Annotated in this window: 16 protein-coding genes and 1 other RNA gene; 11 read left to right on the forward strand and 6 right to left on the reverse strand. The window is 60.1% G+C overall.

The genetic code is table 11. The features are described from left to right. The first annotated feature begins 160 nt into the window (after nucleotides 1-160). The 11 genes from ACVWY1_RS22005 (at nucleotide 161) to ACVWY1_RS22055 (ending at nucleotide 13,154) form a co-directional block, all read left to right on the forward strand. Nucleotides 161-1,777 carry a diguanylate cyclase gene (locus tag ACVWY1_RS22005; protein WP_277502120.1) on the forward strand — a complete coding sequence of 539 codons (1,617 nt, stop codon included), beginning with the start codon at nucleotides 161-163 and terminating at the stop codon, nucleotides 1,775-1,777. A gap of 397 nt (nucleotides 1,778-2,174) precedes the next feature. Next, entirely contained in the window at nucleotides 2,175-4,022 is a 1,848-nt protein-coding gene (locus tag ACVWY1_RS22010; protein ID WP_457378767.1) for a methyl-accepting chemotaxis protein, read from the forward strand. Nucleotides 4,023-4,189: 167 nt separating this feature from the next. Next, nucleotides 4,190-5,947, forward strand: coding sequence for a protein-disulfide reductase DsbD (locus ACVWY1_RS22015; RefSeq protein WP_457378757.1), 1,758 nt, complete (start codon nucleotides 4,190-4,192; stop codon nucleotides 5,945-5,947). Between the two features lie 177 nt (nucleotides 5,948-6,124). Next, nucleotides 6,125-6,577, forward strand: coding sequence for a type II 3-dehydroquinate dehydratase (gene aroQ / locus ACVWY1_RS22020; protein ID WP_011535870.1), 453 nt, complete (start codon nucleotides 6,125-6,127; stop codon nucleotides 6,575-6,577). A gap of 99 nt (nucleotides 6,578-6,676) precedes the next feature. Continuing rightward, complete coding sequence (gene accB, locus ACVWY1_RS22025) at nucleotides 6,677-7,141, forward strand: acetyl-CoA carboxylase biotin carboxyl carrier protein (RefSeq protein ID WP_277502123.1); 465 nt, start codon at nucleotides 6,677-6,679, stop codon at nucleotides 7,139-7,141. A gap of 17 nt (nucleotides 7,142-7,158) precedes the next feature. Then, nucleotides 7,159-8,514 (forward strand): acetyl-CoA carboxylase biotin carboxylase subunit, encoded by a 1,356-nt coding sequence (gene accC / locus ACVWY1_RS22030; RefSeq protein WP_102684478.1) that lies wholly within the window; start codon nucleotides 7,159-7,161, stop codon nucleotides 8,512-8,514. Nucleotides 8,515-8,726: 212 nt separating this feature from the next. Next, nucleotides 8,727-9,020 carry a hypothetical protein gene (locus tag ACVWY1_RS22035; protein WP_023631557.1) on the forward strand — a complete coding sequence of 98 codons (294 nt, stop codon included), beginning with the start codon at nucleotides 8,727-8,729 and terminating at the stop codon, nucleotides 9,018-9,020. 105 nt (nucleotides 9,021-9,125) lie between these two features. Next, nucleotides 9,126-9,515: a transfer-messenger RNA gene (gene ssrA, locus ACVWY1_RS22040) on the forward strand. A 187-nt stretch (nucleotides 9,516-9,702) separates the two neighbouring features. Next, nucleotides 9,703-10,959 carry an integrase domain-containing protein gene (locus tag ACVWY1_RS22045; RefSeq protein WP_457378758.1) on the forward strand — a complete coding sequence of 419 codons (1,257 nt, stop codon included), beginning with the start codon at nucleotides 9,703-9,705 and terminating at the stop codon, nucleotides 10,957-10,959. A gap of 942 nt (nucleotides 10,960-11,901) precedes the next feature. Further along, entirely contained in the window at nucleotides 11,902-12,882 is a 981-nt protein-coding gene (locus ACVWY1_RS22050; RefSeq protein ID WP_457378768.1) for an integrase domain-containing protein, read from the forward strand. Then, complete coding sequence (locus ACVWY1_RS22055) at nucleotides 12,879-13,154, forward strand: hypothetical protein (RefSeq protein WP_253132548.1); 276 nt, start codon at nucleotides 12,879-12,881, stop codon at nucleotides 13,152-13,154. Before ACVWY1_RS22050 ends, ACVWY1_RS22055 begins: the two co-directional genes overlap by 4 nt. Nucleotides 13,155-13,521: 367 nt before the next feature. On the opposite strand, the gene ACVWY1_RS22060 is transcribed toward ACVWY1_RS22055, so the two are convergent. From ACVWY1_RS22060 to rmuC, 6 genes are all read right to left on the reverse strand, one after another. Then, complete coding sequence (locus ACVWY1_RS22060; protein WP_457378759.1) at nucleotides 13,522-14,418, reverse strand: hypothetical protein; 897 nt, start codon at nucleotides 14,416-14,418, stop codon at nucleotides 13,522-13,524. Beyond that, a complete protein-coding gene (locus ACVWY1_RS22065) occupies nucleotides 14,418-16,151 on the reverse strand; it encodes an AAA family ATPase (RefSeq protein ID WP_457378760.1) in 1,734 nt (577 codons plus the stop codon). Before ACVWY1_RS22065 ends, ACVWY1_RS22060 begins: the two co-directional genes overlap by 1 nt. Before the next feature lie 151 nt (nucleotides 16,152-16,302). Then, a complete protein-coding gene (locus tag ACVWY1_RS22070) occupies nucleotides 16,303-18,132 on the reverse strand; it encodes an AAA family ATPase (protein WP_457378761.1) in 1,830 nt (609 codons plus the stop codon). Between the two features lie 14 nt (nucleotides 18,133-18,146). Next, nucleotides 18,147-19,328 (reverse strand): restriction endonuclease subunit S, encoded by a 1,182-nt coding sequence (locus ACVWY1_RS22075; protein ID WP_457378762.1) that lies wholly within the window; start codon nucleotides 19,326-19,328, stop codon nucleotides 18,147-18,149. Beyond that, nucleotides 19,325-20,908, reverse strand: coding sequence for a type I restriction-modification system subunit M (locus ACVWY1_RS22080; RefSeq protein WP_457378763.1), 1,584 nt, complete (start codon nucleotides 20,906-20,908; stop codon nucleotides 19,325-19,327). The genes ACVWY1_RS22075 and ACVWY1_RS22080 overlap by 4 nt, the downstream gene beginning before the upstream one ends. Continuing rightward, nucleotides 20,908-22,758 carry a DNA recombination protein RmuC gene (gene rmuC / locus ACVWY1_RS22085; protein WP_457378764.1) on the reverse strand — a complete coding sequence of 617 codons (1,851 nt, stop codon included), beginning with the start codon at nucleotides 22,756-22,758 and terminating at the stop codon, nucleotides 20,908-20,910. Before rmuC ends, ACVWY1_RS22080 begins: the two co-directional genes overlap by 1 nt. Nucleotides 22,759-22,764 lie beyond the last annotated feature (6 nt).

The following is a 22,764-nucleotide window of genomic DNA, read 5'->3' on the forward strand; positions in this document are numbered from 1 at the left end:
TAAAGCAGACGCCGCCATTCGTATAAGCGACCAACAGGTCAGCAACTGAATTACGGTCCCTTAACACTTTGTTGACCCGAGGCACTCGCTTGTCGGAAAAGCAGTGCTAGCATAGAGCCATCATTGAACCTGCACCCTCCCACTCATAAGTAGTCAGGACATGACCCAGCCAGCCGAGCCGAGCCACGAACGCCTCAAGCAGCATTTTGCCCAGCGGGTGATCCACCAGGCCCGGCAGATCCTCGAGATCTGGCAGCGCCTGCAGCGTGGCGAGTGGTCCAGCGGCGACCTGGGCGAGCTGTGCGAGGCCAACCTGCGCCTGCAGCGCTATGCCGAACGCTTCGAGCAGCCGGAGCATGGCAGCCTGTCAACGGCCATCGGCCAGACCCTGCGCGCCATCGAAGCCAACAGCGCGCGCCTGAACTCAGAACTGATCAGCGAACTCAACCGCCTGATGCAGCGCCTGTCGCGCACCGGCCTGCGCAAGGGCGACCAACTCGACAATGTGCCCCTGCCGCCGCTGCGCAAACCGGTGTACATCGTGCTGCAGGACCATGAGCGCGCCGAACGCCTGGCCCAGCAACTGGAGTTCTTCGGCCTCACCGTGCAGGCGCTGTGCAGCGCCGAGGCGTTCCAGGCATCGATGAGCGAGCGCCTGCCGTCGGCGATCGTCATGGACGTCGACTTCACCGGCACCGGTATCGGCCTGCAACTGGCGGCCCAGGCCCAGCAAGGCCTGGAGCAGCCGGTGCCGCTGCTGTTCTTCTGCTTGCATGAAACCGACACCCCGACCCGCCTGGCCGCGGTACGCGCCGGCGGCCAGGAGTTCCTCACCGGCACCCTGGATGCTTCCAGCCTGCTGGAAAAACTCGAACTGCTGACCAGCGCCACCCAGTACGACCCGTTCCGCGTGCTGGTGATCGACGACTCCCGCGCCCAGGCCCTGCACACCGAGCGCCTGCTCAACAGCGCCGGGATCATCACCCGCACCCTCACCGAGCCGATCCGCACCATGAGCGAGCTGGCGGACTTCCAGCCCGACCTGATCATCCTCGACATGTACATGCCCGCGTGCACCGGCCCGGAACTGGCCAAGGTGATCCGCCACAACGACCGCTACGTCAGCGTGCCGATCATCTACCTGTCGGCCGAGGACGACCTGGACAAGCAGCTCGACGCCATGAGCGAGGGCGGCGACGACTTCCTCACCAAGCCGATCCGCTCGCGGCACCTGGTGACCACCGTGCGCAACCGCGCCGCCCGCGCCCGCCACCTCAAGGCGCGGATGGTGCGCGACAGCCTCACAGGGCTGTACAACCACACCCACATCCTGCAATTGCTCGAGGACTGCAGCTTCCGCGCCCGCCGCGAAGTGCAGCCCCTGAGCTTCGCCATGCTCGACATCGACCACTTCAAGAAGATCAACGACCGCCACGGCCACCCCATGGGCGACCGGGTGATCAAGAGCCTGGCGCTGTTCCTCAAGCAGCGGTTGCGCAAGACCGACTTCATCGGCCGCTACGGTGGCGAGGAATTCGCCATCGTCATGCCCAATACCGGACTGGAAGCGGCGCACAAGGTGCTCGACGAAATCCGTCGGCGCTTTGCCGAGATCCATTACCCGGCCCAGCCCCACGATCTGCAATGCACCTTCAGCGCCGGGGTGGTGCAGCTGGACGAGCAACTCGACGCGCTGACCATGGCCAGCGCCGCGGACGAGGCGCTGTACCGCGCCAAGCACGCCGGACGCAACTGCGTGGTGCGGGTCGAGCCTTAGCGCCAACCCTATCCGCGTGGTGTGCTTGTAATAGCCTCATCGCTGGCAAGCCAGCTCCCACAGGGAGGGCGCTTGGACTGAGAGCGGCGCGCCCGGTGTGGGAGCCGGCTTGCCGGCGAGAGGTCGGCGCAGGAAAACTACGCAGTTGCCCATACCCGGCACCAATACCGGCACTGTGCCACTTTTTTAAGGCGCCAACCCGCCGTCGTCATCACCTCGTCACAAAATCGCAATAACTTCAGGCCCGACTTCTCCACTCCCCCTCCGCAGGAAGTTCGCGGCTATGCGCCTGAAGTGGCTGACCAATTTCAACACCCTGTTGCTGGTAACCGTATGTATTGCCCTGGGCGCGACCCTGTGGTGGTCGCAACGCGCCCTGGAACGTCCCTATCAACTGATGGAGCGCTACCTGGGCCTGTCCCAGCAGTTCCAGAACGATGCCGCGCGCAATATCCAGGCCTACCTGGGCAGCGGCGACGCCCTGCGCCATGCGGCGGCCAGGGAGGCCAACACGCAATTGCAGGCAGCCCTGGCCGACTGGCCTGAGCCCCTGTCGGCCAAGCTGCGCCCAAGCCTGGACAGCCTGCACGGCTTCACCGCCAACGAACTGCTCGCCGCCGGCAAGCTGGCCGGCGATCCCCAGGCCTTGCTGCTGCAAGCCGAACGGGAGCTGGGGGCGAACCTCGAGCAACTGGCCGGCTATGCCCGTGACAGCGGCAAAGCCGACGCCAGTCGTTACCTGACGCCGCTGCTGGAAGCCTCGCTGCACCTGGGCCGCCTGTCCCTGGCCCGCGACAAGTTGGTCAGCAGCGGCCGCGCCGAGCTGGCCGACGAAGTGGACCGCGAACTGCAACAGATCGCCGCCCAGGCCCAGGCCATCGACGGCCTGCCGCTGCTGGGGGTGACCCGCGCCGCCGAATCCAATGCCGATGACTTCGCCGCGATGATGGGCCTGGAGTCGCAAGCCAGCGCCGAGCAGGAAGACGTCGCCGTGGGCCTGAAACGCGAGCTGCACAGCCTGCTCAGCCGCTACCCTGCCGAACTGCAACGTACCCGCGAGCAGATCGAGCGCCGCGCCACCTTGGCCGCCAGCACCGGTGAGCGCCTGGAGGCGGTGCAACAGGCCATCGCCGGCCTCGAGCCCGAGGTACGCGGCCTGCACGCCACCATCGCTGGCGAGGTACGGCTGATCCAGGGCCTGATGATCGGCCTGATCCTGCTGATCGCCCTGCTCATCGACACCCTGCAACGTCGCCTGGCACGCACCCTCACCAGCCTGGCGCCGGCGCTGTCGCGCTGGGCCGAGGGCGACTTCGCCCAACCCATCGCCCTGGGCCGCACCAACCGCGAGCTGCACGATATCCAGGAATCGCTGAACCGCCTGCGCCAGTACCTGGTGGAACTGGTCGGCACGATCCGTCACAACGCCGAACAGGTGGCCGGCAGCAGCCATGCCCTGGCCGGCATGAGCAGCGCCCTGCACGACGGCGCCGAACGCCAGGCCGGCGACACGGCGCAGATCCGCGACGCCCTGGGCGAGCTGGAGGCGACCATCCAGCAGGTGGCCGGCGATGCCAGCTCAGCCGCCGAGGCCAGCCGCGACGCCGGCCGGGCCGTGGAGCAGGGCCAGACAGTGATCGGTCAGAGCCTGTCTGGCCTGCGCACCCTGGTCGACGAGGTGCAAGGCAACGCCCGGATGATCGAGCAACTGGCGGAAGAGTCGGCGACCATCGGTGGCGTGCTCACAGTGATCCGCGCGATTGCCGAACAGACCAACCTGCTGGCGCTCAACGCCGCCATCGAAGCGGCCCGGGCCGGCGAGATGGGCCGTGGCTTCGCCGTGGTGGCCGACGAAGTGCGCTCGCTGGCGCAGCGCACCACTGGCGCCACCGGCGAGATCCAGGCGCTGATCGACCGCCTGCAGCAAGCCGCCCGCGATTCGGTGGAGGGCATGCGCACCCAGCTGGAGCACGCCGAGGCCACGGCCAACCAGGCACAGTCAGCCGATGGCGCGCTGGACGCGATCGTCAGCGCCATTCGCACCATTTCCGACACCGCGGTGCGCATCGCCGATGTGACCGCGCAGCAGACCGGGGCGGTGAGCGAGATTCGTGATCACAGCGAGAGGATCCACGAGCTAGGCGAGGACAACCTGCAGCGTATTGGCGAAGGGCGTGAGCAGGGCGAACAGTTGCTCAAGCTGGGGGGTGAGTTGAACACGGCGGTGCGGGCGTTCCGGCTCTGAAGCCATCGCGGGGCAAGTCGGGTCGCCGCACCGCTGCTCCCACGCTGGTGATGCTTGCCACTCTGCGCCCGCTGACCGGTTGGCGTGGGAGCGGGCTTGCCCCACGATGGCCCATAGCCCTGCCAAGTCCGCTATCATGCCGCCACGTTCCACCTCGCGAGTCCGCCATGCGCCGCCTGTTTTTCCTGTTGTTCCTGCTGCTGGCCAGCCCTGCGTTCGCCACCGGCCTGCTCGACAACCGCCCCAGCGCCACCCTCGGCGCCGCGTCCAACAGCGCTGACTTCCTGCCGGTGCACGAAGCCTTCAAGCTCAGCCTGATCGAGGCCGACGCCCAGACCGTCAAGCTGCGCTTCGTCGCCACCGACGGCTACTACCTCTACCGCCACCGCTTCCAGTTCCGCACCGAGCCTGCGGACATCAAGCTCGGCGCGCCGAACATCCCCCAGGGCGAGGCCAAGCACGACGAGTTCTTCGGCGACGTCGAGGTGTACCACGGCGTGCTCGATATCGAACTGCCGCGCAACGACGCGCGCGCCTTCACCCTGCTGGTGGGTTACCAGGGCTGCGCCGACAAGGGCCTGTGCTATCCGCCGGAAACCGAGCGGTTGAGCATCGATGGCCAAGGCGCGCCGCTGCCGGCAAGCGGCGAGCAGGGCTGGACCTGGAAGTCGCTGCTGCTGTTCTTCCTTGCCGGTGTCGGCCTGACCTTCACCCCGTGCGTGCTGCCGATGCTGCCGATCCTCTCCGGAGTGGTGCTGCGCGGCCAGGTCGGCGGCCTGCGCGGGCTGTCGCTGTCGCTGGCCTACGTGCTGCCGATGGCGGCGAGCTTCGCCGTGCTCGGCGCCCTGATGGGCCTGTTCGGCGCCGGCCTGAACCTGCAGGCGCGCCTGCAGTCGGCCTGGGTGCTGGTGCCGTTCGCCGCATTCTTCGTGCTGTTCGCCCTGGCCATGTTCGGCCTTTTCGACCTCAAGCTGCCGCAGGCGCTGAGCAGCCGCCTGGACCGCCTCGCCCACCGCACCAAGGGTGGCTCGCTGCTGGGCGCCGCGGTGCTCGGCGTGCTGTCCAGCCTGCTGGTCTCACCGTGCGTGTCGGCGCCGCTGGCCGGCGCGCTGCTGTACATCAGCGCCAGCGGCGACGCGCTGGGCGGCGCCCTGAAACTGTTTGCCCTGGGCCTGGGCATGGGCGCGCCGCTGTTGCTGGTCGCCACCGGTGGCGCCGCTTGGCTGCCCAAGAGCGGGCCATGGATGAACACGGTGAAGAACGCCATCGGCGTGCTGCTGCTGGGCCTGGCCATCGGCCTGCTCAGCCGCGTGCTGCCGGGGCCCGTCACCCTGCTGCTGATCGGCCTGTTGGCCGCCGGCGTGGCGTTGTTCCTCGGCGCCCTGGAATTCGTGGTCAAGACCCCACGCCAGCGCCTGGCGCAACTGCTTGGCCTGGCGCTGTTGGTCTATGCGCTGGCCTGCTGGTATGGCGCCCTTAGCGGCCAGGGCGACCCACTGCGCCCGCTGCCGCCACCCACCGTGGCCGGCAGCCCCGCAGCGGCCAAGGCCGACGCCTGGCAGACCATCACCCGCCCCGCCGCCCTCGACGCCGCCCTGGCCGAAGCCAAGGCCGCCGGCCAGCCAGTGTTGCTCGACTGGTACGCCGACTGGTGCATCAGCTGCAAGGTGATCGAGCACGAGGTGCTCAACGCGCCGCAGGTCGAGGCGCAACTCGGCGCCTTCCGCCTGCTGCGCTTCGACATCACCGAAAGCAATGCCGAACAGCGCGCCCTGCTCGACCGCTACCGCCTGTTCGGCCCGCCCGCGTTAATGTTCTTTGCGGCGAACGGCAGCGAAATGACCAGCGATCGGGTGATTGGCGAGATAAACGCCGGCGATTTTGCCCAGGTTGTGGCGCGCGTGCGCGGCCAACTCGGTCTATAACTTCCCGCAGCCTCTGAAAAATCCGCAGGCAAGTGACCAAAGTTAATCATCCGGTCACATACTTTGCGTGAATCTCGGACATCGTGCTGGCTATTGCCGGGAACTGGACACTCAGCGCCTGTTGCGGCATAGTCGCCGCGCTATGTCGAATTGCCCTACAAAACCAAGGAATCGCAGATGGCAACCCTACTGGTGCTGCACGGCCCCAACCTGAACCTGCTCGGGACCCGCGAACCGGGGCACTACGGCGCCGCCACCCTGGCCCAGATCAATCAGGACCTGGAGCAGCGCGCCCGCGCCGCCGGCCACCATCTGCAATACCTGCAGAGCAATGCCGAGTACGAATTGATCGACCGCATCCATGCCGCGCGCAACGAAGGCGTGGACTTCATCCTGATCAATCCGGCCGCTTTCACCCACACCAGCGTCGCATTACGTGACGCATTGCTCGCGGTGAGCATCCCATTCATCGAAGTGCACCTTTCCAACGTGCACAAACGCGAGCCGTTCCGTCACCACTCCTACTTTTCGGATGTTGCCGTAGGGGTGATCTGCGGCCTCGGAGCCACCGGTTACCGGTTGGCCCTGGAGTCCGCGCTGGAACACCTGGCTGCCAACGCACAGCCCTGATGACACAAGGCCTTGGCCCTTTCGGGCCGAGGCTCATGAAGAAACGTTTTCGACACGTTTAAAATACGTCCCCGACCGAACCTTGGGAGTTGCTGATTAATGGATATCCGTAAAGTCAAAAAGCTGATCGAACTGCTGGAAGAGTCCGGCATCGACGAACTGGAGATCAAGGAAGGCGAAGAGTCCGTTCGCATCAGCCGTCACAGCAAGACCCCGGCCGCCCAGCAGTTCTACGCACCCGCGCCAATGGCCGCCGCGCCTGCCGCAGCCCCGGTTGCCGCCGCTGCCGCCCCGGCCGCTGAAACCGCTGCCGCCGCACCTGCCCTGAAAGGCACCGTGGTGCGTTCGCCGATGGTCGGCACCTTCTACCGCAAGCCTTCGCCAACTTCGCCGAACTACGCAGAAGTCGGCCAGGCCGTGAAGAAGGGCGACACCCTGTGCATCGTCGAAGCCATGAAGATGATGAACCACATCGAATCCGATATCGGCGGTGTGATCGACGCTATCCTGGTAGAAGACGGCCAGCCGGTTGAGTTCGACCAGCCGCTGTTCACCATCGTTTGATTCGCGGAGAGCCAACGATGTCTGGGAAGCTCGAAAAAGTTCTGATCGCCAACCGCGGGGAAATTGCCCTGCGGATCCTGCGTGCCTGCAAAGAGCTGGGCATCAAGACCGTCGCCGTGCACTCCACGGCTGACCGTGAACTGATGCACCTGGGCCTGGCAGACGAATCGGTCTGCATCGGCCCTGCATCGTCCAAGGAATCCTACCTGCACATCCCGGCGATCATCGCCGCCGCCGAAGTGACAGGTGCCACCGCCATCCACCCGGGCTACGGCTTCCTCGCGGAAAACGCCGATTTCGCCGAGCAGGTGGAAAACTCCGGCTACATCTTCATCGGCCCGAAAGCCGACACCATCCGCCTGATGGGCGACAAGGTGTCGGCCAAGGACGCAATGATCAAGTCGGGCGTGCCGACCGTGCCGGGCTCCGACGGCCCGCTGCCGGAAGACCCGGAAACCGCGCTGGCGATCGCCCGCGAGGTGGGTTACCCGGTGATCATCAAGGCCGCCGGTGGCGGTGGTGGTCGCGGCATGCGCGTTGTGCACAAGGAAGAAGACCTGATCGAATCGGCCAAGCTGACCCGCACCGAAGCCGGTGCCGCGTTCGGCAACCCGATGGTCTACCTGGAGAAGTTCCTGACCAACCCACGCCACGTGGAAGTGCAGGTCCTGTCCGACGGCCAGGGCAACGCCGTGCACCTGGGCGACCGTGACTGCTCGCTGCAGCGCCGTCACCAGAAGGTGCTGGAAGAAGCCCCGGCCCCGGGCATCGACGAGAAGGCCCGCCAGGAAGTCTTCAAGCGTTGCGTCGACGCGTGCATCGAGATCGGCTACCGCGGTGCCGGTACCTTCGAGTTCCTGTACGAGAACGGCCGTTTCTACTTCATCGAGATGAACACCCGTGTTCAGGTGGAGCACCCGGTTTCGGAAATGGTCACCGGTATCGACATCGTCAAGGAGATGCTCAGCATCGCCGCTGGCAACAAGCTGTCGTTCCGCCAGGAAGACGTAGTGATCCGCGGCCACTCGCTGGAGTGCCGGATCAACGCCGAAGACCCGAAGAAGTTCATCCCGAGCCCAGGTAAGGTGAAGCACTTCCACGCCCCGGGCGGCAACGGCGTGCGCGTCGATTCGCACCTGTACAGCGGCTACTCGGTTCCGCCGAACTACGATTCGTTGATCGGCAAGCTGATCACCTACGGCAAGGACCGCGACGAAGCCATGGCGCGCATGCGCAATGCCCTGGACGAGATCGTCGTCGACGGCATCAAGACCAACATCCCGCTGCACCGCGACCTGGTGCGTGATGAAGGTTTCTGCAAAGGCGGCGTCAACATCCACTACCTCGAGCACAAACTGGCCAACCAGGAGTGATCGCGTTAGCGTGATGAAAGAGCCCCGGCCCCGTGCCGGGGTTTTTTATTTGCGCATGCCAAAACCCCGGGAGCGCAAGGCGTGGGTGATCCGTACACGTGGGAGCGGGCTTGCCCCGCGATACCAGGGCGGCAAACCCGATTGAACCCCGCCCAAACCCACGCAGTCCACCAATCAGGCCCACCTTCCCGAGGCCTCACGAGGAGACTCCCATGAAAGGTACTGCGCTATCCGCCCTGTTCGCGGCCGCCACCCTGCTGGCCTCGCCTGTATTCGCCGCCGACGACCTGTGCGCCATGAACCTGCAGAAGATCGACGACAGCATGGCCACTGCCGGCGCCACCTCCGAAGGCCTGGACAAGGCCATCACCGAGCACGTGGACCAGGCCAAGGCCGCCCAGGCGAAAGGCGATACCAAGGAATGCATCGCCATCACCAGCAAGGTGCTCGAGCGCCTGGAAAAGACCGAGAAAGGCAGCGGCTCGGCCGGTGGCAGCGGCACCTAGGCCCTGCGCGCACGCGGGCCGCCGAACCTTCTGTCGACGTCGCCCGCGTAAGCGCGTATACTCGGCCTTGCGTGCTGAAAGGCACGTTCAGCTAGAGCTGAGTGTGGGGCCGATTAGGATTCGACGCCGGTAGCGAAACTCTAGGTGCATGCCGAGTTGGTAACAGAACTCGTAAATCCACTGTTGCAACTTTCTATAGTTGCCAATGACGACCAATACGGTGCTGCTCTCGCTGCTTAATTGCAGCTGACATGCACTCCTGGTACCTTCGGGTCCAGCAATCATCAGGGGATGCCTGTAAACCCGAAATGATTGTCATACAGAACAGGATCGTCGTGCAGCACGTTGGGGGCGAAGCGACTAAAACTTACCCAACTCATCCAAAGCACCCTGCCCGTCGGGCGGCTGCGGATTAAATCAGTAGACACGGCTAAGCATGTAGTACCGACAGCGGAGTACTGGCGGACGGGGGTTCAAATCCCCCCGGCTCCACCAAATGATCAAAAAAAGACGTCCAGGGACGTCTTTTTTTGTGCCTGCGATCCAGTAAATACGCGGCTTCCAGCGCTTTTGCGGTCTTTTGAGAGTTTTTGAGTTCCAGCCATTCGGGTATTCCAGGCGGTATTCCAGTCCGTCCGGTGCTAATCTTTGGAATACCGAATCAGTGCCTGAGGACAATCTCATGCCTGCTCAAAACCTCCGCCTCTCCGATCGACAGCTCAAGGGAGTCAAACCCGCGTCCAAGGATTACGTCCTCACAGACGGTGACGGTTTGCAGCTCCGAGTACGCAGCAACGGCTCGTTGCTGTGGAATTTCAACTACCGCGAACCGGTGACCAAGAAGCGCATCAACATCGGCTTCGGGACCTACCCCGAACTGTCACTGGCGAATGCACGAAAGAAGGCAGTCGAAGCCCGCGAGCTGCTCGCCCAGGGCATTGATCCGAAGGTGCAGCGCAATACGCTGAATGAAGCCAAGCGTGCTGAGACGGAACACACTTTCGAGAACGTGGCTACCGCCTGGTTCGAGCTAAAAAAAGACTCGGTTACCCCGGCCTACGCCGAGGACATTTGGCGGTCGCTCACGCTGCACGTGTTCCCCGATTTGAAGACGACCCCACTCGCGAAAATCACCGCGCCGATGGTGATCGCATTGCTTCGTCCAATCGAAGCGAAAGGCAGCTTGGAAACGGTCAAACGTCTTAGCCAGCGACTAAACGAGATCATGACCTACGGCGTCAACTCCGGCCTGATCTTCGCTAACCCGCTCACCGGCATTCGGGCAGTATTCAAGAAGCCCAAGAAAGAGAACATGGCTGCGCTTTCGCCCGAAGAACTCCCCGAGCTCATGCTGGAGATAGCGAACGCCAGCATCAAACGCACTACCCGCTGCCTGATCGAATGGCAGTTGCACACGATGACTCGCCCCGCCGAGGCGGCGACTACTCGCTGGGCAGACATCGACTTTGAAAGGCGTGTCTGGACTATCCCCGCGGAGCGGATGAAGAAGCGCCGCCCACATAGCATCCCGTTGAGCGATCACGCCGTCGCACTGCTGGAGTCACTGAAGACTCACAGCGGCCACCGCGAATACGTCTTCCCGGCCGATAGAAATCCACGCACCCACGCCAATAGCCAGACCGCCAACATGGCGTTAAAACGTATGGGCTTCCAAGATCGGTTGGTCAGCCACGGCATGCGTTCGATGGCCAGCACCATCTTGAATGAACATGGGTGGGACCCGGAACTCATTGAGGTCGCACTGGCGCACGTCGACAAGGATGAGGTACGCAGCGCCTACAACCGAGCCGACTACATTGAGCGACGGCGCCCGATGATGGCCTGGTGGAGTGACTACATCCAGAAAGCCGCCACCGGCAGCCTGCTTGCCTCAGCCTACGGTCAAGTCAGAGACAAGAATGTGGTGCCGATTCGTTAGCACTGTGCAAGCGCAAGAATTGCGGTAACAACTGAGCGTCCAAAATTCGGGGCAAGCAGCCTCGCTTATATGCTTCTCAGCGCGGGTCCATCCAAACAGGGCTGCAAAGCCGCCCTGTTTGGATGGACCTCACTTTGAAGAGCTAAAAGCCACGACGTTGTCCGGGATTTACCACGGAATTCCACCGATGGATAACCGCTTTTCACGTCCCCAAGAGCGCTGAATTTCGGCCCTTGACCGGGTTTATCCACAGGCGTAGAACTGGCCCTGCAGAGGCTGTCGATGACAGCACCCCAGGTGACCCGAACCTTAAAGGTCACGCCGCTCTCGCGGTGGTTCTCCCCAAGGGCGATTCGCATCCGGCAGCTCGCCCGGTCACCTCCCCGGTGATGGATGCTCTTACACATATGACGCGCGTGCGCCAGATACACCGTACCTCGCTGCCCTGCAGCAACCTATCCGCTTGGCCGAATCTTGCGCCAACCTGTGCCCGTCTCTTTTCCTAAAAAGAGACGGGCACTTCTACCACTGCTGCAGCCCTGATCGCACATGGCTTTGCGGCAATCCCCCTCGTGACAATCGGCGTGACAAACGCTGATGTCACCAGCAACAGCGCTGTAGATGATGGTGCCGCAGACCAAGGAATGGACTGCACCTGACTGACAGTCAGGCATGCCCCGGTCATCGCATTGCTGCGTTCACCCGGCTCAGGATCTTCAGGTGCTGGTTTCGTCAGCCAGCACTGCCTCCACCCGCCCACCGGTTACGGTGCTCAGGAGGCCAGATCATGAGATGCCCTTGCTCCCGGTTGTAAGGAGCCGCAAGTCCCGCGTAGTGGACATTCCCCACAGGTCGCAGGGGCCTTGATCCCTGATAACACTCAGCATTCTTGGCGGGATGACGTGGGGCGAGGATTGGAGAACGGAAGATGAGGTGACCGATATGGCATTGGTAGGTAGACGCGATGGTCGTAATTTCGGTTACGGCAGGCAATTGAGCTATGCAGGACCGCAAGCGCTGAAAGGCATGTTCGCCGGTGGCCACTACGGCACGGTGAAGGCACACTGTGATCGGTGGCAGGCATTCGTAAAGTGGTGTCGTTCCGAACAGGGGCCCGGTATCAGTGATGCGAGGCAGGTTGATCGGAAGGTATTGGCGGACTATGCGGCGTATCTGCGCGACGTGGTTGGGCGCGGTGACCTTGCTGTCAGCACCGCACAAAACCGCCTATCCAGTGTTAACAGGACCATGGCAGCGCTTCGCGGTGATCAGTACGTGAAGTTGCCAAGCCCAAGTAAGGCGTTGGGTATGCAGCGCACCGGGGTTCGCAAGTCTGTGCCACAGGGCCAGGACCGCAAGCAGGTTATGCAGATCGTCGATGCACTTTGCCGTCATCATCACCCACGCGCCGCCGCGATTGTTCTGTTGGCGCGAGCCACCGGCATGCGCTTGCGTGAGGCTATCTTGGCTGACCTGCCACGACTAAGCCGTGAGGCTAACGACCTAGGCAGGATTAACATTCAGGAGGGCACCAAAGGCGGCCGCGCGGGTGCCTCGGCACCCCGCTGGATTTCGGTCGATGAGCATGTTCGAGGCGCACTCGGGTTTGCACGACAGGTATCACCTGCGAGTAGCCGCAACCTGATTGCTCCAGACGAAAGTTACCTGACCTTTCTACAGGAAACCGTCCGCCCTGCGCGGGACACCCTCCATGCAAACAACCTCAATGGCTTCCATGAGCTAAGAGCGGCGTATGCCTGTGAGCGCTATGAGCAGATCACCCAACACCCCGCGCCAATCAATGGCGGCAAATGTTGCCAGGTAGGTAGGAACCTTGATCGCGAGGCCCGGAGGCGAATTAGTTACGAGCTTGGGCACGGTCGGATCGACGTGGTCGCGGCCTACATTGGAGGACGGACATGAGCAAGCCATTCGATATGGAATTGTTCTTGGCTGGCGTGCTGACCGGCTCGCACGCAACCCGACAACGACATGTGCGACAGGCAAGGATCATCCAAGCCGAAATCGCAAAACGCTGGAAGCGAGCCACACCCTGGACTTGGCAAAGCAAGCACTTGACCTGGTTTCTCGATCAGCACCTTACGCCGAACAGTCAGGCAACGCGCTATTACTACGTGCTGACAGCACGATTGCTCACTCGTCGCCTAGAAAAGCCATGGATATTCAATGGCTAAAAAGAGTATCCGTGAACCTAGAAGGACTTTCTTTCTGGAATCTAGCCCAGGCCTGCCACCTTCAGAGTCTGAAGGTTCCAAAATCCCAGCGCCCCATAAACACCCGATGCCCCCATAAAACGCCACGTTAACCTATGGCTCAGAGCAGGATTTCATAGGTCAAGACCTGTTTCAGGTATCGATTAGGCAGCGAGGTGGGTAGCTCTCATCACTAGCGGCAGGGGGCGATAATTTTTCACTCCTCCTTGCTCACTGTGCCAGCTGCGTCACATGCTGAGTTACATTGCCGTCATTCGTACGTAACTGCCGCCTCCTCAGGACACGGCCCCTAATTCAGGGCCTAGCCCCTCCTGACCTTGGAATCACTTCACGACAGAACAATAGACTCTGCGTTAGCCAGGCCATCGTCAGATTCCAGATAGCGACTTCTCAGCTCAGCCACCCTGCGTTCATCCAAGCAGACAACATCGGTCAAGTGCTCGCGCTGCTCATGATCCGGGGGCTCAACAAAACCACGATCAAAGCGCAAACCGGCACGCGGGCTGAATATATAACGTGCATGAAAGTCCTGATCCAAAGTAGCATCAGACAATAGATGAATACGTATACAAACCCCTTGCCCAAGTAGAGCCTCAAGCATCCTTCCATAATCGGCAGCAATAAGGTCAAGGCGACGGTCATCCGTGCTTTTTGCGGTAAAGATACTCAGCTCAACTAGTCGATGCTCCTGCTGGCGACAAAGATCAACCATTGCCTTCAACACCTTGCAGCACTTGGGCATGGCCTGAAAATATGGATCGACTAGAACAATACGATCAGAACTCAGCAACACATACCGCGCAGCGTCGGCCAAAGCTTGAGCATCGCGCTTAACCTGCACATCACGATGATTTTCAAACAGCGCCTCTTCAACCTCGGCTAAACAATGAAATCGCTCTGCATCGTGGTTATCCCGCACCAAGATTGCTGACAGACGCTCGCGCACACCATCTTGTTTGGCATTGGCGATCCAATCGTCACCATCAAACGGCAGCCCCAAGCGCACCAGCCGGTCATTCTGGGCTTGGCGCAGCTTCTCGACGATACGCGCCCGCTCCACATCCCCCATGCCGCGACGCTCACAGGCCTCAATCACCAAACGGGGCCAAGGCTTAGGAAAGCGTGCAATCAATAAGCCCTTGCTGTAGCTGAACTTCTCCAGTGCGTACTTCAAGTCTTGCCAGTTATTGATAGCGTCCGGCTCAATGGCAAATATAGCGTGCATCAGAACAACTCCTCACCACGCTCAGCAAAGAAGCCATTGGGCCAACGGCTGGTGAACTCTCCATAGCGATCAATTTCTATACGCGTGGCCTTTACCCCGCCTGTTGCCGTGTCGAGGTAGATAATCGACACATCCTCAGGTTTCAGTTGCTTAAGACCATTGGGCAAATCGCCCTCACTGCTTTCGCGAATACGGCGCAAGATCCGCAGAATCAGATGTTCGCTATGGGTCTCAATCAGGAAGTTGCATTGGCGATTGGCCTGGGTGAGCAAATCACCTATGCCCACCTGAATTCGTGGATGCACATGCAGCTCTGGCTGCTCGCAGGTCACAAGCCCCTGGCGCGCCACCACAGCCGCCACAATCAGCGGAAACAACTGTGAAATCCCTACACCAACCTCGGAAAAGGCTACCTCGCAATGCCGCGCGTCATCCCACAGCGCCCATTGATTGCGCACCTGCTCAATAACGGCACCCTTAGGGGCAACGCTATCAGGCGCTAGATCATGCAGAAGCGCTTTCAGCTTCTCCATGTCTAAAGGCGCTTTCTGCTCTGACGGATTGCCTTCCTCATTAGCACTGCTGAAGCTGATTTCGAGCTTATCGCCATGTGCATCGAGCATGGCGCGCAACTCGCCCAGACTGTCGTCACCACCGGAATACACCACCTTGCTCACCACTGACTTTGCACGCAGTGAATAGCCCAGGCCGAGATGCCCCATCCACTGGTTAATCTCGGCCAGCAAGGCGGGCGCTGTGTGCTGGCGGCTGAGCGAGCTGACCACATCCCAGGCAGCCGCGCCGCTGTACCAGTCTTTCTGCTCAGGGTAAGGATTAGGCTGGCGCAAGGCATCGGGCACCATGCGCAGCGGGCCGATGCACAGACTCTGATTAAGCAGTGTCAGCAGGTTATCTAACGGAGCTACCAACACATCCGAGAGAACTTCATGCAGCCGTGTGGTGATACGCGGGTCGTCGTGTTCGACTGTGGTTTCCAATCGTTTGCCCAGCAGCGGTAAGGCGCCAGCAAAGCCTTTAAAACCCAGCTCGGCATGGGCAAAGGTCATTTCAGGCATATGCCAGGAGTCGCGGCGACTGACCAGCTGGGTGGGGCGCTGAGCGTTTAATAGCTCATGCAAGACGCTTACAAAGCCTTCGGCTTCGCGCTCCGGAGCTTCGTCCAAATCAAGTTCGGCCAGCAAAGCGGGATGCTGGTAATTGAGCCAGGCCAGCACCGGTTGCTTCATCCCCGCATCGCTGGTCAGTTCAGCGATCAGCGTATCGTCCAGCCACAGCTTGTAGCAGGCCACATAGGCGGTTTCGGCCGATTTAGACCAGCCAATATGCAGCTCCACAGCAAAGCGAGCGGCATCGGCGGTTGGGCTATCGACTGTTAGGCCAAAGTCCTCGTTGATCAGCTCATACAGCTGGTTGTAGCTGGCCCCGATGCTGCCGGACTTATCGATCTGCAGCTTGATGACAATGCGCTTATTCAGATCACCGCCATTCACCAAGCTGGCAAAGCCGCCGATGTGTTTTTCGCCCAACACATCAATGCGCTGCGGGTCGCAGTGGCCTTTGGCGAGGATTTGCTGCAGATAGAACAGCGCCTGTAGCACCGAGCTTTTGCCGACGCTATTAGGCCCAAACATCAAGGTTACAGGCGCCAGCGCGATGGCTTGGGTGGCCTGAAAGGAACGAAAGTTGGTGAGGGCGATTTCTGTAATTCGCATTTTTTATGCCCTAGCTCGGCCTAAGGCCGGCAATGTCTTATTTGTAATTTTTAGGTGGCAATAGCTCTGCCGTTGCATGCGCTCACGCAGCCTCTGCATGGCTCGCACGCAAACCAAACCGCTTTCGGCTGGTTGTCATACCGAGCAGAGATCAAGGGACCAAAGTCAGCAGGTTCTCGACTAGTTCCTTAAGCTCCGAGCGCTGCTCAGCGCCCTCTTGGTACATCGAGCGCTGGAGAATCTGTTCTGCCGTCATGTGCGGCCAGAACTTGTCGATCACATCATCCGCTTTGACACGCAACGCCTGGCCGATGATTTTCTTAGCGTCACAGGTATCGGTGAAGGCCACTCTGACACCCGTTCGAGCATCAATCATGTCAGGGCACAGGTAGTTCTCGATTTCTCGTTTGCGAGTCGAGTAGAAGGAGCGCCCGCGTGCTTCGACTTCCTGTTTGCGCTTTGCGATTGAAGCGACCTGCTCCGGGCTGCCGCCGATGTCGGAGTCCAGGAACACACACCAAGGTAGCCCGAGGTCATCGGCGAGATTGAGGGTGACCCAGTGCTTCACGCTGCCACAGCCACCAATCAGAATCGGAACAATGCCGGCATCCTCAAGACTGGACTGGAGATGTCCGCCAGCCTTCAGGGTATTGGCCGCATGGCGGAGGAAGGTGACGTCTGATTTACCTTCTACCAGCACGATGCCTTTCGCCCGCTCCATCCCTGTTTCGGGGAGCACACCCAGACTCTCGGCGGCCTCCTTGAGCACATCGTCATCGGGCATCTTGACGATAGGGATACAGTTCTCATCCTTGGTGACATAGCGGACGCCATCGATGGGCATCAGGCCGGCCAGGGCGGGGACGTGGGTGGTGACGATGATCTGCCGTTTGGGCTGGTTGGAAAGTTCCAGCAGCGCCTTCATCAGCATCATCTGGTAGTTCGGGTGCTGGGAGGTTTCCGGTTCTTCGATGGCATAGATCACGTTGCGCGGGCTACCAACCGCAGCCTTCTCGGCCTCGGCGCGGAAGAAATTCAGCAGGATCAGGCGGCGCACGCCGCTGCCGCGCTTGTTGATGGGGATGCCGTTCTCACCGTCCAGGGTAAAGCTGAAACTCCACTTGGGCTTTTCCTTGAAGCGCGGGGTTAGCTCGTTGGCCAGCTCGGGGGCCATTTCCCGCAGTTTGTCGAGGGTGCGGGTGGCGACATCCAGCACACTGGCTTCGATCTGCTGTTCCAGCGCGCTGATCTGATCCTGCAGGGCGGCCTGAGCCTCCTTGACCGCCTGCTGCAGCGGGTTCTTGGCCTCAGCGTCGCCATCACTGCTTTCACGATCCGCCTTGAACAGGGCGAAGGTGGGCAGCTGAGCCTCAATTTTTTCCCAGATGGATTTGCTGTCAGTCGAAAGCCCTTTGCTGACGTCGAGCAGCATCTCCTGACAGTCGATGGGCTGTGCTGCCGCACGGATCGCCTGCCGCCACTGCGAAGCCACGCGCTTGTCGGCCACCTGGTCGGCAATACCTTGCTGCTCGCCGAGCTTTTTCAAATCGGCCATCTTGAGGCTAAGCAGGGTTGCCAGCTCGGCATCCGCTGGGTGCTGACAGCGGATGGCGGTGCGCTCCAGCTTGCCGGTGCTCGCCTTAAAGGTTTTGACGATCTCCAGCGCCCCCCCGGCGTTGAGCAGGTACTCCTGCGCCAAGGACGTCTCGGCATCTTCATCCAGCACCAGCGCCTCAGGCAGGCCTTCGAACTCACAGGCAATCTCGAACTGCTCGGCACCCTCGGCCAGGCTAAAGCAGTTCATATCGCTTTTATCGGCCTTGACGTCGCCGCTCTCGAAGAAGATGGCCAGGGCTTCGAGGATGGTCGACTTACCATAGTCATTGCGACCGACGATGCCGGTCATGGCTTCGTCGAAGGGAATAACCGTGGTGGCGCGGTAGCCGCGAAAATGGATGAGCTTGACGGACTTGAGGCGCATGTGGATTTCCTTATCTACAATTGACCGGTAAAGGCTTTTTGGGTAATCGCTTTAAATAAGCTTTCCTCAGATTCCGACTGCATCTTTTTGATACTCGCCAAAACGGAACCTCTAATATTTTCGTACCTCTTTTGCTCCTGAATCGGAGGAATTGGGAGCATAAGCTCCTTCAATTGCTTTGCAGTGAGCTGAGGAACAGCTGCGCCTTGCCCAATGCCTTGAAGATGATTTTTTATCGCCTTCGAGACAAGCAAATCATGCAGGAATATATTTCCGACACCTGCGCCAGGTCTAATTATCATCATCTGAGCATTGATAAAGGCTTTTTCATGCTCACAGTCAAAAACACAACAAGATCCCAATGTTCCGCGAAGCGTGATAATCAGATCGCCCTTTCTGGCCTTACCCCGAGACAAAGCTGTGTATTTGTCTTCCGTGATGTACTGGCAAGATTCAAGCCTTAAGGTATCTGAGACTATATTTTTCGTACTTAAGAACAACACTCCTTCTGAAACAAGATCGTCACCACTTGGATATGCAGATGAACGATCACCATTTTCAAAAGTTGAAATTTGCCCTAGTGGCTTAACCTCCCACCCCTTCGGGTTGGTCACCGGGTCGCCGAACATGTCCAGAAATACGGTGCGGAGGAAGTGGTCGGCGAGCTGGATGGCTTGTTGGCGTTTGCGGCGAATGGCGTCGGCCTTGTCGAGGATGGCGGCGATGCGCTTTTGTTCGGGCAGGGGTGGGAGTGGGATATTGCTCTCTTTTATTATCTTGTCCGAAACCGCTGGATAGTTAGCTCCTGTAGCCTTAGACATCATGTCCTCGACAAAAGAACCTGTTTGAACCCAGTAAAACAAATATCGTCCATGCAGATTTTTTTCGTCAGCTCGGAGGACACAATACCCAGTAGAAGCAGTCGCACCATTTAGTTCAGCAGGAACCACAGCGACCCCGTTCAAATTTGGCCGAACTGTTGCAACTAGGACATCCCCTGTCACAACCAACTGACGAGCACGACTTGGGGCCTCTGCAGAAGAAACTTCAGTCACGTTATCTAGGTCAATAACTTTCCTGATTTTATCGACAGAGCTAAGATCCACATACTGAAAAACACCCTCCGCGCCAGCAGCAGGATTCCACGTCCGAACCTTGTCTGCATATTTGCCAATCTGAACCATCGGCCAACTCACAGCATCTCCTCCAGCTCATCCAGATCTGCCAGAATCTCCTGCTCCAGTCCTTTCAGGCGCAGCAGAATTAACTTCGGGTCCTCGTACTGCTCCTGCTGATACTCCACTTCCTTGTAGCGATTGATGGAGAGGTCGTATTTGTTGGCGGCGATCTCCTCGGCGGACACGACAAAGGCCTTTTTGCGCTTATCGCCGAACAGGGTGTTGATGGTGCTGGCGCTTAGATTGCCCTCCACCATCTGCCGGTATTTGTGCCATTGGGCGATGGCATCGGGCAGGTCGTTGCTGCCCTCGCCTTTCAGCTCGGTGCGCTTGTCGTCCAGCGAGTAGCCGTCGGCTTGCAGGTCATAGAACCACACGCGCTCGGTGCTGCCGCCCTTGGTGAAAATGAGGATGGCGGTGCTGACGCCAGCGTAGGGTTTGAACACGCCGCTGGGCAGGCTGACGATGCCTTCGAGCTGGTTGTTGTCGAGCAGCTCCTGGCGCAATTGCTGGTGGGCCTTGGATGAGCCAAACAGCACACCGTCCGGCACGATCACAGCGGCGCGGCCGCCGAGCTTGAGCGAGCGGAGGATATGGGCGACGAACAATAGTTCGGTCTTTTTGGTTTTCACCAGACCGAGCACGTCGGGGTTGGTATTGGTTTCGTCCAAGCTGCCTTTGAACGGCGGGTTGGCCAGCACCACGTCGAAGAAGTCCTGCTCCTGACGCGGGTAGTGCTCCTTGATGGATTTGCTCAGGGAGTCCTGATAGCGGATGTTCGCGCCGTTCACGCCGTGCAGCATCATGTTCATGCTGGAGACGCGCAGCATGGTGGTGTCGAAATCGAATCCCCAGAACATCTGACTGTTGAGGTGCTGGCGGTAGGGTTCGAGCAAGTCACCGGAATAATGAAAGTTGCCGTCTTCATCGGTGAAGGTGCCTTCCGGGCTGGAATACACGCGGTTGAGGTATTCCATGGTGCGGGCCAGGAAGCCGGCGGTGCCGCAGGCCGGGTCGCAGATCACCTCGGTCGGCTGCGGGGCGATTAGCTCGATCATCGCGTCGATGATATGGCGCGGCGTACGGAACTGGCCGTTGATGCCGGCGGTGGTGAGCTTACTCAGCAGGTATTCGTAGATATCGCCCTTTACGTCGCTCTGGGTCAGCGGCAGGTCGTTTACCATCTCCACGGCAGAGGTGAGTACAGACTCGTTCTTGATCCCCAGATCGGCGTCCTGCATGTACTCGCTGATATGGCCCAAGCCTTCGCGCTCACCGCCCTCGCCTTCGGCGCTGCCGAGTTGGGCGAAAAATGGATAGACCTTTTTCTTGAGGTGACTGTGCAGTTCCTTCCCGCTCATGTTGCGAAAGTTTTTCCAGCGCAGCAGTTGGCCTTCCGGTGTATTGGGAAACAGACGGTCGAAGGCCTTGCCGGTGCGGTTAGCCTTGCGCTCAGCCACGTCTTCTTGCATGTCGAGCATCCGAGCAAACATCAGGTAGCTGATCTGTTCGATCACGGTCAGCGGGTTGGTGATACCGCCAGTCCAGAATTTTTCCCAGAGCTTGTCGATATCGTTGCGTATCTTGCCGGTGAGCATCAGGCGTTCTCGTAGTCGGTTTCAGTGTCGGATTCAGCGAGCAGGTCTTGATCTTCGGTGCTGTCAGTGAGCGCCTCAATGTTCTGCTCGGCAGGGATAAAGTCGATTTCCAGCGCAGCTTTGTCGACGAAATAGGCAGGTAACTGGGCCTTGATGGCAGGCGCCAGGTTCTTGAATTCGCCCACCTGTTTGACCAGGTTGCCCTTGCCGCTGACCAGCTGGCCTTCGGCCTTAACATATGCTTCGGTGGCGGTTTCCAAGCCCTTTTTGATTTTCTCAAAGCTGGCCAAGAAGGTGTTGAGCTTTTTGAACACGCCCTCTGCCCGACTGGCCAGCGCGGCGGTGTGCTTGTTCTGATCCTCATAGCGCCAGAGCTGGCGCACGATATTAAGGCTCGTGAGAAGCGTGGTAGGTGTGGCCACCAGCACGTTGTTTTCGATGGCCTGCTGGAACAGGGTTTCGTCTGCCTTGAGTGCTTCGACGAAGGCCGACTCAATGGGGATGAACATGAATACCATGTCCGGAGAATTAAGCCCCGGCAGTTTGTAATAGTCGCGGTCAGCCAGTTCCTTGATGCGGCTGGCCACGGCCTGCACATGCTCTTTCAGGGCCTGCTTACGCTCTAAATCGTCTTCTGCGTTCACATAGCGGGTATAGGCGTTAAGCGAAACCTTGGCGTCGATGATCAGGTGCCTGGCCTGAGGCAGGTACACCACGGCATCGGGGCGCTGACGCCCCTCTTCGGTGGAGATACTGACTTCGCGCAGATAGTCCTTGCCCAGTTGCAGGCCAGAGCGGTCGAGTACGTTCTCCAGCACCAGCTCGCCCCAGTTGCCCTGCAGCTTCTTCTGGCCACGCAGCGCGGTGGACAGCTCATGTGCTTCGGTGGTGATCTGCTGGTTTAGCGTTTTCAGTTGCTCCAGCTCTTTGCGCAGCTCACCCTGCTGGGTGGTTTCGCGGTGGTGGATCTCGTGCACTTCACGCTTGAAGTTGTCGATAGACTGCTGGAACGGCGTCATCACGGCACTCAGGCTGAGCTTGCTGCTTTCCTGCAGGGACTGGGTTTTCGCTTCGAGAATCTCGTTGGACAGTAGCTTGAATTGCTCGCTTAAACTGGCTTTCTGCCGTTCGAAGTTGGCCTGCTCACGGGCATGGCTGGCCTCGCGCTCATCCAGTTCGGCCCTAAGCTTGGTTTCCTGGCGCTTGATCTCTGCCAAGTCGCCCTGCAGCGCTTCAATCTTTTCGCCTGCGGTCTTCATCTGCTCCTTCAGCTCTGCCAGCTGAGTCCGAGCATCCGTGTTGGCAGCCTCAAAGCCTTTGGCTTTTTTGCCCTCTTCGGCCAGTGCTGACTTGAGACCACTGACCGATTCACGCTCTTGCTGAAGCAAGGTATTCGCCTGCTCCAGACGACTCTGGTAGTCCTCAACTTTCGCGTTAAGGCTCTGGATTTCAGTCAACGCCCTTTCATGCTGAACGACCGCTTCATGATGTTGTTTGGCAGACTGCTCCAGCTTGGCCTCCAGGGTTGCATGACGGTCCTTGGCTTCCCGCTGTTCCTGAGTCAGCCGCGTCACGCTGTCCAACGCGCCCTGCAGCTTGGTTTTCAGGGTGCTCTCAGCGACTTGGAGCTCATGCCCTTGTGCTTCCGCGGCTTTGAGCTGCTCACTCAACGCGGCGCTGCCGGCCACTGCTGTCGTTTGAGCCAGTTGGGCCTGCTCAAGCTCGGCCGCCAGCTGACTAAGTTGCCGGCCCTGACGCAATGCTGCTGCGAAATAACCCAGCAACGCGCAAGCCAGTGCGAGTACAACTGTGATGACGATGATATCGGTGGTCCATTCACTGGCTTGCATGTGCGC

It is taken from the genome of Pseudomonas sp. TE6288, assembly GCF_054062095.1.